The 16,304-nt window shown below is 42.0% G+C and carries 13 protein-coding genes; 6 read left to right on the top strand and 7 right to left on the bottom strand.

What is annotated here, in order from left to right:
- Positions 1–3: 3 nt before the first annotated feature.
- From ACH11B_RS13940 to ACH11B_RS13930, 3 genes are read right to left on the bottom strand one after another with little or no spacing between them, the layout of a single operon-like run.
- Positions 4–606 (bottom strand): hypothetical protein, encoded by a 603-nt coding sequence (locus tag ACH11B_RS13940; RefSeq protein ID WP_377478004.1) that lies wholly within the window; start codon positions 604–606, stop codon positions 4–6.
- Between the two features lie 17 nt (positions 607–623).
- On the bottom strand, positions 624–1,118 hold the full coding sequence (gene tssD / locus ACH11B_RS13935) for a type VI secretion system tube protein TssD (RefSeq protein WP_130857126.1): 495 nt from the start codon (positions 1,116–1,118) through the stop codon (positions 624–626).
- 54 nt (positions 1,119–1,172) lie between these two features.
- A complete protein-coding gene (locus ACH11B_RS13930) occupies positions 1,173–1,499 on the bottom strand; it encodes a hypothetical protein (RefSeq protein ID WP_013665875.1) in 327 nt (108 codons plus the stop codon).
- A 203-nt stretch (positions 1,500–1,702) separates the two neighbouring features.
- Between ACH11B_RS13930 and ACH11B_RS13925 the strand changes: the two genes are divergently transcribed.
- The 3 genes from ACH11B_RS13925 to ggpS all read left to right on the top strand — a co-directional run bounded on the left by ACH11B_RS13925 (position 1,703) and on the right by ggpS (position 6,922).
- A complete protein-coding gene (locus ACH11B_RS13925; protein WP_013665874.1) occupies positions 1,703–3,553 on the top strand; it encodes a LuxR C-terminal-related transcriptional regulator in 1,851 nt (616 codons plus the stop codon).
- Positions 3,554–3,699: 146 nt separating this feature from the next.
- Complete coding sequence (locus ACH11B_RS13920; protein WP_377610299.1) at positions 3,700–4,686, top strand: NAD(P)H-dependent glycerol-3-phosphate dehydrogenase; 987 nt, start codon at positions 3,700–3,702, stop codon at positions 4,684–4,686.
- 1 nt (position 4,687) lies between these two features.
- Positions 4,688–6,922: a glucosylglycerol-phosphate synthase gene (ggpS, locus tag ACH11B_RS13915; protein ID WP_377610297.1), complete on the top strand. Its 2,235-nt coding sequence runs from the start codon at positions 4,688–4,690 to the stop codon at positions 6,920–6,922.
- A 52-nt stretch (positions 6,923–6,974) separates the two neighbouring features.
- Here the strand turns inward: ggpS and ACH11B_RS13910 are convergent, their stop codons facing one another.
- The 4 genes from ACH11B_RS13910 to ACH11B_RS13895 form a co-directional block, all read right to left on the bottom strand.
- Positions 6,975–7,367 carry a barstar family protein gene (locus ACH11B_RS13910; RefSeq protein ID WP_013665871.1) on the bottom strand — a complete coding sequence of 131 codons (393 nt, stop codon included), beginning with the start codon at positions 7,365–7,367 and terminating at the stop codon, positions 6,975–6,977.
- A gap of 9 nt (positions 7,368–7,376) precedes the next feature.
- Complete coding sequence (locus ACH11B_RS13905) at positions 7,377–8,807, bottom strand: efflux transporter outer membrane subunit (protein ID WP_377610294.1); 1,431 nt, start codon at positions 8,805–8,807, stop codon at positions 7,377–7,379.
- 27 nt (positions 8,808–8,834) lie between these two features.
- On the bottom strand, positions 8,835–12,014 hold the full coding sequence (locus ACH11B_RS13900; protein ID WP_130857115.1) for an efflux RND transporter permease subunit: 3,180 nt from the start codon (positions 12,012–12,014) through the stop codon (positions 8,835–8,837).
- Positions 12,015–12,091: 77 nt separating this feature from the next.
- Positions 12,092–13,237 carry an efflux RND transporter periplasmic adaptor subunit gene (locus ACH11B_RS13895; protein WP_377610292.1) on the bottom strand — a complete coding sequence of 382 codons (1,146 nt, stop codon included), beginning with the start codon at positions 13,235–13,237 and terminating at the stop codon, positions 12,092–12,094.
- Between the two features lie 315 nt (positions 13,238–13,552).
- Between ACH11B_RS13895 and ACH11B_RS13890 the strand changes: the two genes are divergently transcribed.
- The 3 genes from ACH11B_RS13890 to ACH11B_RS13880 all read left to right on the top strand — a co-directional run bounded on the left by ACH11B_RS13890 (position 13,553) and on the right by ACH11B_RS13880 (position 15,908).
- Positions 13,553–14,479, top strand: coding sequence for a GNAT family N-acetyltransferase (locus ACH11B_RS13890; RefSeq protein WP_377610290.1), 927 nt, complete (start codon positions 13,553–13,555; stop codon positions 14,477–14,479).
- A 99-nt stretch (positions 14,480–14,578) separates the two neighbouring features.
- Entirely contained in the window at positions 14,579–14,932 is a 354-nt protein-coding gene (locus ACH11B_RS13885) for a hypothetical protein (protein ID WP_013663362.1), read from the top strand.
- On the top strand, positions 14,925–15,908 hold the full coding sequence (locus tag ACH11B_RS13880) for a transposase (protein ID WP_377613094.1): 984 nt from the start codon (positions 14,925–14,927) through the stop codon (positions 15,906–15,908). The genes ACH11B_RS13885 and ACH11B_RS13880 overlap by 8 nt, the downstream gene beginning before the upstream one ends.
- Positions 15,909–16,304: the final 396 nt, after the last annotated feature.

The raw sequence follows: 16,304 nt of genomic DNA, 5'->3' as shown, positions 1-16,304 counted from the left end.
TTATTAATCTCTACGGATATTAATGATATGGTTGTTTTTCATTAATTCGTTTAAGTCTGTTTTTGATAGGAAAACGATACTTTTGCCATAGTCCTTCGCATGATGTCGGCGAATGACACTCAATTTAGATGCACCAGGCACTTCATAATCATTGACGCGAAACCCAAGGGAGTCTCCTTTAAATTGGCTAAGCAGATACAAGGTATAGAACCCATTTGATTGTTTAATACCGTATACATCACCAACTTGTGGTCGCTGCAAATAGTTGGCTGTCTGCCTATCTTCGTTCACAATGGCAATAGATATGAACACTATCAAGATTACACCGAGTAAAAGTCCACTAAAATATTTCCAGGGTATACTCGGCTTCTCGCCTGGGATAGATTGTGCTAAACTTAACGGCATCTCCTTTCGGCTCAAGGTTTGACGGCAGTGTGTGCAATGACTAAGCGACTCTGTTCGATAACTAAACATCGGTATCCAAAAAATATGAAAATAGCGTACATAAAAATGGAGTCCTACTGATTGTTCAGAACCGCAATAGGTGCAATCGAACTTAGGCTTACCGGCCCGTATTAATCTTTTCCCTGTTCCAAAAATGATCATATCATAAAAATTAGTTTCTACCGACTTCCATTTGTTTTAGTCGCCGTATAACGAATCGGAACATTATCGATTGTTAGATTATCAATATATACAGAAACCTGTGTACTGGCATAGCCATAGCCGTCACCAGATGCGAAACTTTCCGAGGTTGCTCCTACCGAGGCATCTTTAAAAGCAATAGTTCTTAAAGTTTTCTTTTCCCCGGTCGCCTCCACAGTGATCACACCATCCGCTTTATCCATTTGTCCACCGATCCATTTTAATAGAAATTCATCGGTATTTTGTTGAAAATCAATACTCACGATATAAGCATCATAAGCAGAATATCCCATTGAGGGGCCGTCGCCCCTAGGTTTCGTACACGAGTAAGCAAAACTATTCAATAAATAACTCTGAGATTTCTTGCTTTTCGAATCCGTTAATTTCAGTCGAATTGTACGATCTCCCTGTTGTCCAAATGCGGAAAGCACTAAGACAAGGCAAAAAAAAGTATTAAAAAAAATTTGTTTCATTTTTCTGTTTTTATAAAGCGACATCCTATTCATAGGATGGATAATCTTCGTTGTTTAAAAATTAAATTTTCCTTCAAACAGCTTTCCTATGAATGGCACAGGCTTCTTTACTTCATTAAAAGCCGTAATGATACCTAACAGTAATAAAATCAATGGAATCAAAAGGATCAGGTAGCATAAGGTAGCTAAGCTAGGTAAGAGAGTTAACACCACTGTGGTGAGTATGCTCAATATAATATGAAAAATAAATATACCGAGCGCTTGACTTAGATGATAGCCCACCAAACTGCTTTTTTCTTCCGATTTTTGATAATTCAGGTAAGCAATAACCCATCCGATGATTGTCAGATAGGCTATAATTGACATATTTTTGTTCGTCATGATAATAATAATTGTCTAAAAATGAACAGGGCAAAACTAGCTTGAATTGACAATAATGCCTGAAATCAGAGACCTATACACCGTCTACAAGAAAAAAACCTTCGACTACAAAGCGTCTACAAAAACCTCAAAAGAAACTGCCTGTCAATATTTTAGCCAATTATTCCCATTTTTTGAACCCCATCTTTTTTCTATTTTTGAACATGCATTGGTTAAACAAGTCCCTACTTCTTATCTGCATTTCGCTTTTTACTATCCTTTATCACTCAAAAGGGCAGGAAATTTATATCGACTCATTAGCGCATCTTTTAGCGCAACCAAGCACGACGCTGCAGGAAAAACCGCTCCTTTTATGTAAGCTGGCGAAAGCCAATACCGAAAAGGATCTAAAAAAATCGTTTAAACAAGCGCGGGAAGCGATTCATATCGGACATAAGCTAAACACTTATGAAGGGCCCGCCATTGGTTTTGCGACGCTCATTTATCTCTATATACAAGCCAACGATATAAAACAAGCCTATGAGAGCCTCGATAGCGCTTTGTATTATGCCTCACGAACGAGTGACCCGGTCGCAAAAGGCTTTGTTGAATTCAGAAATGGGTGGCTTGACTTAGTGAACGGGGAAAGTGACAAATCCATCACTAAGTTATTGAAGGCGCTCGATTTATTCAAAACAGTGAATTTTTATGAATACGAAGCCACTATTTATCACTATCTCGCCAGTATCTATGGGTATGGCAACGATGTCAATAAACAATTGGCCTATGCGCGTCTTAGCTTTGAAAGTGCTAAAAAAAGTGGACAAGTGGACGCCTTAAACACAGCTTACTTCACGGTAGGACATAGTTTCTATGACCGCTTTAAACTGGATACAACCAAGCATGATCTGCTCGACTCTGCCTTGATTTATAACAAGCGGTCTATTCGACTGTCTACCATTCAACGCGGACGTCTAATCGCACAAAGTAATACCGCGGCAGCGGCGTTGAACATTGCAAATAGCTATTTCAAACATTTTCCCAATACTTATAAAGACAGTGCAGACAAGTACATCGATTTCGCTATTGAAATCGCAAAGCGGACAAACTTACATGAAGTGCTTATGAATTGCTATGGTATTCGTAGTGAGTACGCGCTGCGCGAGGGAAGATACGACGAAGCAGAGAAGACGCTGCTTAACGGTTTAGCTGCACTTGAAGGTAATGTCCTTAAAATGCCGGTAACGAAAGCACGCATATTTCTTGCTTTGTCCCGAATCGCCGAAAAAAAAGGTTCAGAGAAGACTGCCTTAAGCTACCTAAAACAGCATATTGCATACAATCAAGAGGCTTTTGATGAAGAAAAAATAACCAATATCCAGAAAATGGAAGCCCGGTACAGTATGGCCAAAAAAGAACAGGAAATAAGTTATCTAAAGAAGCGGAACTTTCTATACTTGATCATTGGTCTATCCTGTATCCTTACACTATTGTTTCTACTTAGTTCTTATAATTACAAACTAAAAGCTTCAACAAGAAAGCAAGCCCTTATTGATCGGGAAAAAGAAGAAGCTCAGTTAAAAGCGCAATTAAAGGAGGCAGAGGCCAATAGACTGCATGCCGAACAAGTGCTGTTAAAAGAACGCGAGGAGCGCTTACAGAAAGAGATTCTTGCAGGAACGCTGCAGATTGAAGAAAAAAATGGTTTACTGGAAATGCTATCTGATAAAATCGCGGAAAAAGGTCATCTTTCTGTTGATGAACAGATTAAGCGAATCGTCCAGCAGCAGAAAAGAATGGATAAGGAATTTGAAGGTCATAAGACCGATTTTTTTGAAAGCGAATCGCAGTTCTTTGAGAAGTTACAGGAAAAAGCGAATCATACCCTTACCCGATTAGACCTCAAATATTGTTCTTATATTTTAATGGGGCTCTCGAATAAGGAAATATCGACCCGTTTAAGTATCGAACCAAAGAGCATCCGCATGGCAAGATACCGCCTTAAACAAAAACTTGGCCTTGACAAGAATGATCAGCTGGACCAGTTTATACAACAGGTAGGACGCCTAACATAAGAAGCTTAATTTTAATACCTTATAACCAAAACAAAAGTAAAACTTAACCAATAGTTGTTTATTTTTCCAAAAATTTGTACGTTTGTGCTCCGATTTGGCTATACGACTACTTAGCCACTTTTTCTGTAATCTAAAAATCAATTGTTTTGATTGAATTTGGTGTTTTTGGCGGTGGCAGCTGGGCTACTGCTCTAGTAAAAATTTTAACAGACAATAAACTAATAGTTAATTGGTATTTAAGACGGACAGAGCAAGCAGAGGCAATACAAAATGCAGGCAGTAATCCTGATTACCTAAACTTTGTTACTTTAAATACGGAATATTTACAGTGCAGCTCTCAGAAGCAGTTTGTAGCACAAAAGAGTACTATTATTCTATTCGCCGTTCCCAGTGATGGTCTCTCTGATTTATTGATTGGTTTTGATAGAAAATGGATCCATAACAAAGCTGTATTGAGCGCCGTCAAAGGAACTGTCGGAGAAGAGCACGAGCTACCAAGCGCCTATATATCGAGGCAATTAATTATACCGAATAACCTTCAAGGTATTTTGGCAGGCCCCTGTCATGCTGAAGAAATCGGCCATAGAAAAAAAACTTACTTGACAATCGGCGCGGTTGATCCCCATTGGCAGCAAATGTTACAAACCTGCTTTTCAGCAGATTATCTTGACGTTCGTATAAATGCAGATATTACGGGAATCGAATGGGCCGCGATCTACAAGAATGTAGTTGGTCTGGTATCCGGAATGGCTAAGGGTTTACGTTACGGTGATAATTTTATTGCTGTTTTAGTGGCCAACGCTTTGGCGGAATTGGGAGAAGTTCTCCGGCATATGGGCAGTAATGCCGAAATCCTCAGTTCTTCCTATGCAGGCGATCTTTTAGTGACCGCGTATTCGACTCACAGTCGTAACCGTCTTTTTGGTGAGATGATCGGCCGCGGCTATAGCGTCGATAAAGCAAAAGATTCCATGAACATGGTAGCTGAAGGTTATGGAGCAACACGCGGGCTCTATCAGACTACCCGGAATTTTCCCTTGAAGCTACCGATCTTACAAACGGCTTATCGCGTATTATTTAAGTATATGCCTGTATTAACTGAGTTTAAACTTTTGGAACAAAAATTAACATAGCATGATACTAGCAACAGACTTAGACGGAACTTTCTTAGGCGGTGAAATGAACCAGCGAATGGAGCTCTATCGCCTTATTAAAGAGGCGAAAGACTTTACGCTGGTTTTCGTCACAGGTCGAGGCCTCGAAACAGTCATTCCCCTATTAAACGACCCGCTAATTCCTACACCCGATTATATCATCGCTGATGTAGGAGCTACCATCGTCAATGGACACACGTTGGATAAGATTGAACCGATCCAATCGGAAATAGAACGTAACTGGACGGAAGTCTTTGATTTACGGCAAGCACTTGCAACAATTGAAGGCATTGAGCCGCAAGAAGTACCACAGCAGCGACGGAGCTCTTTTTATTATTCAAACGGAGTTGATCTAACGAAAGTGATGGATATAGCCGAAAAGAAAAATCTGGACGTCATTACATCCGTCGATAAATATTTGGATTTGCTTCCTAAAGGCGTAAATAAAGGTTCTACACTTCGCAAACTTATTGATATGTTAGGTGTAGCAGATGAAAGAGTGCTCGTGGCAGGCGACACAATGAACGATCTCGCCATGTTTCAAATTGGTTGTAAAGGTGTTGTCGTCGGAGCATCAGAGGCTGCTTTATTCGATACCACTGCTAAAAACCAAGATGTTTACCACGCCAAACAGCCAGGGGCCGGAGGCGTCTTGGAAGCCATGCAGCGACTCGACTCTTTTCGTAAGCTATTCCCGGCAAACAAGACCGCAAAAGTAAAGCGAAAAGCCACTAAAAATCAATTGGTTATTGTCTATCACCGACTCCCTTATGAAAAATCGATGATCAAGGGCCAAAGCGTACGTCACGCACCAAAAAGCCCCAACGGTATTATTCCCTCTTTGCTCGGACTTTTTGAAAATGGTCGTGCCGGTATCTGGATAGGCGAAGAAGCGCAACAAAAAGACGGAAAAGAAGTAGGTAATCAATTGATCGACGCGCAGAAATATCCAAAGCTATGGAGTTCTACCATTTCTTTATCCAAAAAAGATATTGATCAGTTTTACCGGGTGTTTTCCAAGGAGGCCTTTTGGCCAACTATTTTTTCCTTTGTAGATAAAGCAAGATTCAATCACGAAGATTGGAACCATTACCTTCGTATCAATAAAATTTTTGCCGATCGTGTAGCAAAAGAAGCCGATCACGGTGCTTTTGTTTGGATTCACGAATACAATCTCTGGATGGTACCTGCCTATTTGAAGCCTTTACGACCTGACTTGAAAATTGGCTTTTTTCATCACACCTCCTTCCCAGGTGCTGATGTTTTTAATATCCTTCCCTGGAGGAGGGAAATCATCGGTTCGCTGCTGTTGTGCGATTTCATTAGTTTTCATATCCCGCGTTATGTGGAAAATTTTGTTGACGTACTCCGAAGTCACGTGCCGTTTCGGGTGGTTAAAACAATCAATGCTGCCAAACAATTTCTTACTTATAGCTGTGCCTTGGGTGTGGAAAGCATGACAAAAATTATCGAGGTGGAAGGTCGCAAAATTCGCTTAGGAGCCCAACCCGTTGGGGTAAATATGGCAAGCATCAAGCGCGCACTAACCTTTCCAAAAGTAAAACAGCATATTCAACGCATGCAAGTAGCGAAGCATAAGAAAGATATCAAAACGATTCTTTCGATAGAGCGTTTGGATTATGTAAAAGGGCCCTTGGAAAAGATAAAAGCTTTTGGTGAGTTCCTGGAAGATTACCCGGAATACCGGGAAAAGGTAGCGTTGATCAATATCTGCACGCCCCCTTCGCAGGGAATGAAGATTTACGATCAAGTTCGAGATGAACTGAATCAAGCCATTGGTGAGATTAACGGTAAATATGCTACCATGGATTGGCTTCCAATCCAATATTTCTACCGTTCACTACCTTTTGATGAAGTAGTTACTTATTATGGTATAAGTGATATAGCTTGGATTACACCGCTCCGAGATGGGTTAAATCTAGTTGCGAAAGAATATATTGCAACGAAAGGACTATTAAACGACTTCAGTGGAGCATTGGTGTTATCTGAGTTCGCAGGAGCTTCTGTGGAGCTACCTTATGCTATTTTAACGAATCCTTACGATCGAAAAAGTATGATTGAATCGCTGCTAAAAGCACTGATGATGGATGAACAGGAACAAGCGATCCGTATTCAACGCTCCTTTGAAGCGGTTTCTCATTTCGACGTGGAATACTGGGGCAAGGATTTTGTACAAGAACTCGAGAAGTCGTAACAGACAGTGTTTATATAAATCAACAGATCCCCGCAACTTCTTTGCGGGGATTTTAAACAAGTACCAAGTCAATATTTTTGTGCGCAGCTACAATGGATTTGAGCATCTCAAAATAGGTTTCCCCGGTGCCGTTTTCAAGCGCTATTAATTTCTCCCTAAAATATTCTTTATTAAAGAGAGCACCTTGTTGAAGCTTATCTTCATAGTAGGCCTTAGTCGCCTTATAACCTAAAGCTTCTTGCATTCGTTCAACGTTTTTCCACACAAACCTTACTTTTTCGCAATCTTTCATAGCCCCAAAGCCACCATATAACAGATCGTTAAACGCATCAAGGCTGTTCCCTATCTTCCAATCTTCATCCGACATAAAGACCCGATTGATTTCCTCATAAAACGAAGCAATGTCATGAATATGCAAACCGTCAATAGCTATTTCCTTGATCATCAAAGTAAATTAATGATTTTTTTGATTATTTACAAAGCGCTCGGTATCATCATAATCCTGCGAACCTCCCCCCACTGCACGATAAAGTGCTATAACTGCTTGCCATTGTTGCAATTGATCATCAATTCTGTCCATCTGTGCATTCAAAAGGTTCTGTTCAGATAATAGCACATCCGTATAATTCGTTGCAGAACTATACCGAAGCAACTCTTTGGTAAAATCAACTGCTTTTTCGAGCGATCTTAATTCGTTACGTCTGCTCGTTTCTTTTAACGAAGCGCTTTCCAAAGAAAACAAGGCATCCGAAACTTCCTTCCCCGCCGTCAACAATGTTTTATTAAAGTTGTAAAAAGCCTCCTGCTGCTGAGCCTCGGCCGTCTTTAGACGGGCCTTATTTACACCACGATTAAAGACAGGCTGTGTTAAGCCGCCCATAATATTAGCAAACAGACCTGCTTTAGTAAACCATTCAGAAATGTCAAAACTGGTAAACCCTCCGGCGGCAGTGATATTAAAACCGGGATAAAAAGCGGTTTTCGCAACATTGACCTGTTCAAAGGCCGTTCTGAATACCAACTCCGCCTCGGCAACATCCGGACGAAAACGTAATAATTGAACGGGAATACCGGCCGATAGGTCAAGCGGTAGCTTTTGATTTGAAAGAGTCGTTCGCTCAATAGCTCCAGAAGGTCGACCAAGGAGCAGACATAGAACATTTTCAGTTTCCCTAATTTGTCGTTTAATATCTGGGATGAGCACTTCTACTGCATATTGATTCGCTTCGCTTTGCACTACTGCTGCGCCGTTAACCACCGCCGAAGCTTTAAGTTCCCGCATCGTCAGGACGTCCTTCTTGCGGTTTTCAAGAGTCAATTCCAACACCTTCAGTTTCTGGTCTAACGCAAGAAGTGCATAATAATTAGCTGCAATGTCAGCTACCAACTTACTTCGTATTGCCCGCTGTGCTGCCTCCGTGGCCAACAGATTGGCTAGTGCAGCTTTTTTACTACTCTTGAGACGTCCCCAGATATCTGCTTCCCATGCCATGGTAAGGCCCGCGTCATATTGGGTAGCATTATTGATTAAACCATAACCCTGCGGAAAAGCCAATCTCGACCGTTTAATAGACGCCGTACCATTTATCTCGGGAAAAAAGGCTTGTCGACTTTGACTAAAGGCTGCCTCAGCGGCAACAATGCGTTGTATTCCCATTTTAAGGTCTAAGTTCTCTTCCAACCCATCGGCTATTATTTTTCGAAGAGCAGTATCTGTAAAAAAATCCGACCAATTTTTCGAAGCAACCGTATTGCTATCAGCTTGCGTTTGGCTTCGGTAATTCGATATTATTTTCGCATCGGGTGCATCATATTTTTGAGTCACCTTACAAGACGCTACTATTGACAAAATCACAACAATTAGCCCTTTATTTCTGTATTTCATGATTTTCCTATTATCAATTCCCTAAACTTATAACGATGGCGCTTCCATCACTTTTTTCTCCCAATTGTCTTCTTTTTGTTCCCTGATCGTTCGTCCGCTAAGGCGCTCATGCAACGCCTGGAACATAACAAACAGTGCCGGGATCACGAAAATACCGAACACGGTACCTATCAACATACCTCCCACCGCGGCAGTGCCAATGGACCGATTGCTTAAAGCCCCCACCCCCGAAGCCAGCATTAAAGGCAATAATCCAAAAACAAAGGCAAAAGACGTCATCAGAATAGGCCGTAGCCTAGCCGAAGCACCCGATATCGCTGCACGCACTAAACTTAAACCACTGTTACGACGCTGGACGGAAAACTCCACGATCAAAATGGCATTCTTAGCCAACAATCCAATAAGCATAATTAGACTGATCTGAAGAAAAATATTATTATCAAGCCCTCCTAGGCGTGCAAACAAAAAGGCTCCTGCCAGACCTATTGGTAGGGATAACAGTACAGCAAATGGAAGGATATAGCTTTTGTACTGGGCGCTGAGCAGAAAGTAGACAAAAATGAGACAAAGCCCAAATATCATCAGTGTCTGATTACCACTATTAATCTCTTCCCTCGTCAAGGCACTATAATCAAAATCAGTCCCCCTCGGCAGTGTTTCCTGAGCGACCTCTTGTATGGCGCGAATAGCGTCACCTGAACTATAACCGGGATTGGGAGCTCCATTTACGGTAGCCGAAGTGTATAAGTTGAAACGATTAATGAACTCCGGGCCACTGGTACGTTCTAGCGTTACAAACGTGGAAATAGGCGCCATTTCTCCGTTATCATTTCGCACGTAGATTTTTTCCAGATCTGCTTCCTCTGCACGGTAACTGGGGTTGGATTGAACGAGTACTTTGTATTGTTTACCAAAACGATTAAAATCGGATGCATAGATTCCGCCCAAATATCCCTGCAAAGTCCTTAATAAACCGCCAACATCTACCCCTGCCTCCTTAGCCAAAGGAACATTAACCTTCACCTGATATTGCGGTAAATTGGTATTAAAGGGTGTGGCAGCATACATAATCTCCGGGCGCTTGCTCAGGCCTGCCATAAATTTACCAGCAGCAGCTCCAAAATGTTCGTAGGTACCGCCGGTTTTATCCAGTAACTGAATTTCAAAACCGCTATTATTACCGAAACCCTGTAGGGTGGGAGCCGCAAAGAAAATGATATTTGCTCCACGAATATGCCTTGTCTTAGCGAATAACTTTTCTACCAAGCTGTTGATGTCTTGGCCTTCACCGGTCCGTTCTTTCCAAGGTTTAAGTGCGATAAACATTGCACCATAAGAGCCTCCAGTCCCACTTATTAGGTTCATGCCTACCAAACGGGAGCTAAGTTCCACTTCGGGCATACTTCGTGCGATGCTATCGACCTCGTTGGCTATCCTAGTTGTCTGCTCCAGTGTCGATGCAGGCGGTAAGATAATATCGCCGTAGATTGCACCCGAATCTTCGTTAGGAACAAATCCTGTTGGCGTGGTTTTCAAAAAAAAGATGAGCAGCGTAGAGAATAACACGATACCGCCTATGGCAAGCCACTTATGCTTGATAAGCAGCTTTACAGAACGAATATATCGATCGCTTAACGCCGCAAAAGCAGTATTGAACATGATAAAGAAACGCCGCAACCAATTTTTTTTTGTATGCGCTTCATCTGTTACTTCATGAGATTTTAGAAACAAGGCACAAAGTGCCGGACTTAAAGTCAGTGCATTCACTGCGGAAATGATGATGGCGACAGCCAAGGTAATTCCAAATTGTTTATAAAATACGCCCGCAGATCCTTGAATGAAAGTAACCGGGACAAAAACGGCTGCCATAATCAGTGTAATGGAGATAATGGCCGAGCTAATTTCGTTCATCGCATGTAAGGTGGCCTTTCGTGCCGACTTTGCTCCCTGACTAATCTTGGCATGAACCGCCTCCACAACAACTATCGCATCATCCACGACAATACCAATGGCTAACACCAATGCGAATAAAGTAAGCAAGTTCAGGGTGAAGCCAAATATTTTTAAGAAAAAGAACGTTCCTATAATCGCTACAGGCACGGCAATTGCGGGGATCAATGTTGAACGAAAATCCTGTAGAAAAATAAAAACAATAATAAACACCAAGATAAAGGCTTCTACGAGTGTTTGAACCAACTTAGCAATCGAGGCATCCAGAAAACTGTTCACATTAATAAAAGTCGTCCACTTAACCCCCGAAGGGAAATCAGCTTCCGCTTTTTTGAGCATCTCAACAATCCGCTCATTGATCTCGTGCGCATTCGCACCTGCAGACTGGCTAATAGCTCCACCTGACGAAGGGAAACCGTGGGCAGTAAGATCGGTATTATAACTAAAGGCACCGAGCTCGACGGTAGCAACATCTTTCAGGCGAAGCAGCTGTCCATCCCGAGTTGCTCGCAGTACAATATCTTCAAATTGTTCCGGTTTTTCCAATCGCCCGGTATATTTGAGTACATATTCAAAGGTTTTACTACTGTTTTCACCTAACTTTCCGGGAGCTGCCTCTAAGTTCTGTTCAGCGAGGGCTGCTAATACATCATCCGGTACCAATCCGTAAGAAGCCATGACATCCGGCTTTAACCAAATACGCATCGAGTAAGTTTGATCGCTCCATACTTGCACATCGGCGACGCCCGGTATACGTTTCAGCTCCGGTACAATATTGATACGCATATAGTTATCAAGAAAATTGACATCGTACGAGTTGTTTTCGCTGTAAATCAAAAAACCGAAGATCTCCGCATTCAGTTTTTTGGTGGTCGTAATTCCCGTTTTGATCACCTCCGCCGGCATTACACCCGTTGCCTTTGCCACCCGATTCTGTACATTCACGGCCGCTAGGTCGGGATCCGTGCCCTGTTCAAAATTAACGGTAATAACGGCCGTTCCATCGTTACTCGCTTTGGAAGTCATATAGGTCATATGTTCTACGCCATTGATCTGTTCTTCCAAAGGAATGATAACACTTTTCATAACCACGTCGGCATTGGCGCCCTGATAAGAAGCCGTTACCTGCACCGTTGGCGGCGCAATCTCGGGATATTGTGAAATTGGAAGCGTAGTTAATCCCAACAGTCCGAGTATAACTATGATAATGGATATAACGGTCGATAGCACCGGATTGTCCACAAATTTCTTTAACATGATTTCAAAATTTAAAGGTAAAGCAGTGGCTAGGGCATGCTGTTAAGGATGCCGTTACCCAAAAAAGCGACATTTTTTTATCGCTTGGTTGTAATAGCTACTTGATTTCTAGGTTTTATTTTATCACCGTCTTTAATTGCCCCTACATCTTTCATTACGATGCGGTCTCCACTATGCAAACCACTGTTTACAACAAAAGCATCACCAACAGGCAGTGCATTCACGGTGATTTCAACCGAATGTGCCGTATTGGCGCTATCAACGGTCATTACAAACTTTTTCCCCTGTACCTCAAAGGTGGCCTTTGCCGGTACAATAAGTGCATCCTCTATTGGGCGGGCAATACGAAGCGTAGCGCTGCTCCCGCTACGGATCATTCCGGCCTTATTGGGAAAAAGTGCACGCATGGCAATGGCACCTGTGCCCGTATTGATCAAACCGCCGGTGGTCTCTATACTACCCCTTTCTGTGTAAACGCGTCCGTTTGCTAATATTAATTGCGCAGGAGGTATTCGTTTTAACACATCATGAATAATAGGTTGATCTTTAGGATTATCGATTAGTTCAAGAAACTGTTTTTCGGAGAAGGAAAAGTAAACATGAATATTGGAAATATCTGACAGTACCGTCAACGCTTCTTCACTGGTACTGCTTACCAAACTTCCGATTTTGTACGGAAGTGTGCCGATAACACCATCGGCAGGGCTGCGGATAATTGTATAATCGAGGTTGGTTTGTGCATTTTGCAGCGATGCTTTTGCTTGGGCCAATTCTGCCTGCCTCGCTTCCAATTCTAAGTGAGCTGATTGCAGCTCGTATTCGCTGATTATCTCCTTTTTCACTAAAGGCTCCGTTTTTGCAATCTGCATCTTCGCGGTATTAACGGCAGCGTCGGCTCGTTTAACAGCGGCCTGGGCAGTAAGCACTTCCTGCTCATATTGCGGGTTGCTGATACGGAATAATAGCTGGCCTTTCTTTACTTGCGCACCCTCATCTACCAGTATCTCCGCAATATAACCATCTATTTTAGGACGAATCTCCACATTTTGCTGGCCTCGCACCGTAGCCGGGTGGTCAAAATACAACTCAGCATCACGCGGTGCAACGGTCATCACATCAAATTCCTGTAATGTGGCAGAGGTAGTAGATTGGCTGCCCTGCCCGCAGCCACTTAGCAAGGCAAGCACTATTCCGGCCATGCCAATATGGTAAGTGTACTCCATGTTATTTCATTTTTTTCCCTTATTCAATATGACCTCAAAGGTATAGACAAAAGAATAATAAACAAAGTAAATACTTTGTTTATTATGTAAAATGAAAATCATTTTAGATACTACAAAGCAAGTATTATTGAGCGGAAATGAAATACTTAAGCCATCGTATCGCATTCGTTATTTTTACATTGCTTGTTTTTCCGCTCAAGAAAATAACTACACGGCGATGCAGAGCTATTAATTTTAAAAAATCTTTCTTTATATTTGCATAACTGGTTATGTAATTAGTTATTCAAAATGGATTTATTCGAAAAAACGGGAAAGATGGCACTAGGAAGCCGTCTGCGATTATTAACAGCAAAAGTTACTGAAGATGCCGCTCGCATTTATAAGTTATATGACGTCGATTTGGCACCGAAGTGGTTTCCGGTATTTTTCATCTTAGCAGAAGAAGGTGAAAATACCATTAGTGAGATCGCTAACAAAATCGGCCACTCTCAACCATCGGTCAGCAAAATTATCCGCGAGATGACAGCTGCAGGTTTGATATTGGAAAACCGTAAAACAGACGACAAAAGAAGAAATGTAGTCGCGCTGACAAAAAAAGGAAGAATGCTAGGCGTCAAAATAAAAGATCAGTATGCGGATGTCAATGCTGCTATTGACGCGCTGATTTCAACTGCACAGCATAATTTATGGGAAGCCATGGAAGAGTGGGAATTTCTGCTAGATCAGCAGCCACTCTACAAACGGGTGATAGAGCAAAAAAAAATCCGTGAAAGCAAAGATGTAACGATTGTAAAATATAATCCCGTTTATCATACTGCCTTCAAAACACTCAATGAAGAGTGGATTTCCACTTATTTTGAACTTGAAGAAGCGGATCGCCAAGCGCTGGAAAATCCGGATCAATACATCCTGAACCCGGGAGGTAAGATTTTCGTAGCTTTATATCGTGGCGAGCCGGTGGGTGTTTGCGCACTGATTAAAATGAACGATCCAGACTATGATTATGAACTCGCAAAAATGGCGGTATCTCCCAAAGCCCAAGGGAAGAACATTGGCTATCTACTCGGCCAATCGGCAATAAACGAAGCGCGTAAAATAGGCGCAAAAGCTCTTTATTTAGAAAGCAATACGATCCTTAAGCCTGCTATTAATCTATATTATAAGTTAGGTTTCCAAAAAATTAGCGGTCACGTCTCACCCTATAAGCGCTGTAATATTCAGATGTCCTTAATATGTGCCTAGCTAGTCGGACTTTATCTAGATTGTTCTTATGGATCAAGCTGAATTCTTGGGGGGAGTATTAAAAATTTCTTAGTTTAGCATCTTTAAACTAGATATCCCTTGCAAGACGCCGAACGTAAATTATTATCCCTATTGATGCCCGAAGGGCTTTTAGAATATTTTCAAATTTTAGAAGTCGATCAGGTTGACAATCAACTCCATATTTATTTAGATGAGCTCAATATTGCTCCCGCCGGCTATGAGAACAGCAAGTTGGAGTCAAAAGGCTTTATACCTTCTACCGAGATTTCCGACTTTCCCATTCGAGGTCAGAAAGTTACGCTACATATCCGTCGCCGTCGCTGGACGGTTCCGGATACCGGACAGATCATCACAAGAGATTGGAACCTAGTGCGTGAGGGTGCTCGAATGACTACGGAATTCGGGCTTTTTTTAAAGAAGATATTTGGATGACCACCCTGTAAGTGCCCATTTGGTAGGATTATTCTTTCAAATGGATGGCAAGCAGCTACAGGATCAGTACAAGAATCATCTCAGTGACTTTCATGATTGGAACCAAAAGTCACATGCAGAGAGCTGGACATTGTTTCCTGAAAACATCTCCGAACACCTGAGCATCGACGAGACCAGCTTTAGCAACGGGGAACTATATACGATCGTAAGCAGTAAATCAGCGAAATGCCGTAAAGGAACTATTCTGGCCACCATAAGGGGCACAAAAGCCGAAGATATCATGGCGGTTCTTGAACGGATCCCCTTGCGTTCAAGGAATAAGGTAAAGGAGGTGACCATGGATATGGCTCCGAACATGGCTAAGGCTATCCGTAGATGTTTCAGGAATGCCAGGCGTGTGATCGATCGGTTCCATGTCCAAAAGTTAGCATACGATGCAGTGCAGGAACTCCGCATCAAATACCGTTGGGAAGTATTGGATGCAGAAAGCAAGAAGATAATGGAATCGCGAAAGCGGGGAATTCCATATGAACCGGAGTTGCTATCCAATGGAGATACGCTAAAACAGTTGTTGGCCAGGTCGAGACACCTGTTGTTCAAGCATCCATGCAGATGGTCCGAAAGCCAGAAACACCGGGGCGAACTGTTGTTCATGCGCTTTCCCAAACTAAAACAGGCTTATGACCTGGGTATTGCCTTAGGTGACATCTTCAATAAATGCAAGGACAAAAAAGTTGCTTTTACTAAGTTGGGACTGTGGCACAATCAGGTAGAGAATACGGGCATTGCTTCATTTGAGAGTGTCGCAAGATCCATTGCAGCACATCACCAATACATCCTGCATTACTTTGACAACAGAAGCACCAATGCTTCAGCAGAATCTTTCAATGCAAAGCTCAAAGCTTTCAGGAGCGTCTTTCGTGGCGTAAGGGACACAACCTTCTTCCTGTACAGAGTTATGAAACTGTATGCTTAAAAATAATTACCCCCCAAACTTTCGGTATGATCCGTTCTTATTTCGATAGTAACTCGGGCAAATTGATACTACAAAAAAAGTCTTCAACCGGGGAGATTGAAGACTTTTAACTAACCAATTATAAACCTAAATTATGATGACACAAAGATAGTGTAAAAAGTACACATTACAAACTATTTTCACCGAAACTTTAGACCCGGCAATCGATTCGACATTTTCATGACAATATTGGCTGCTACTAGCAATTGGATTTCGGCATGTGGCTATTCGTATCTCCATCTCAACAAGTGATTTGAGAAACCAGAGGCTACTAGTCGCCACACAACGTTTCAACAACTCAAAAAACCAAAGACACACTTGCTACTTTAAATATTTATTCGCAACTTAATTAAAAAT

It is taken from the genome of Olivibacter sp. EAT-5 (genome assembly GCF_044784325.1).
Taxonomy (GTDB): domain Bacteria; phylum Bacteroidota; class Bacteroidia; order Sphingobacteriales; family Sphingobacteriaceae; genus Olivibacter; species Olivibacter oleidegradans.
This window is presented reverse-complemented; position numbering and strand designations above follow the sequence as displayed.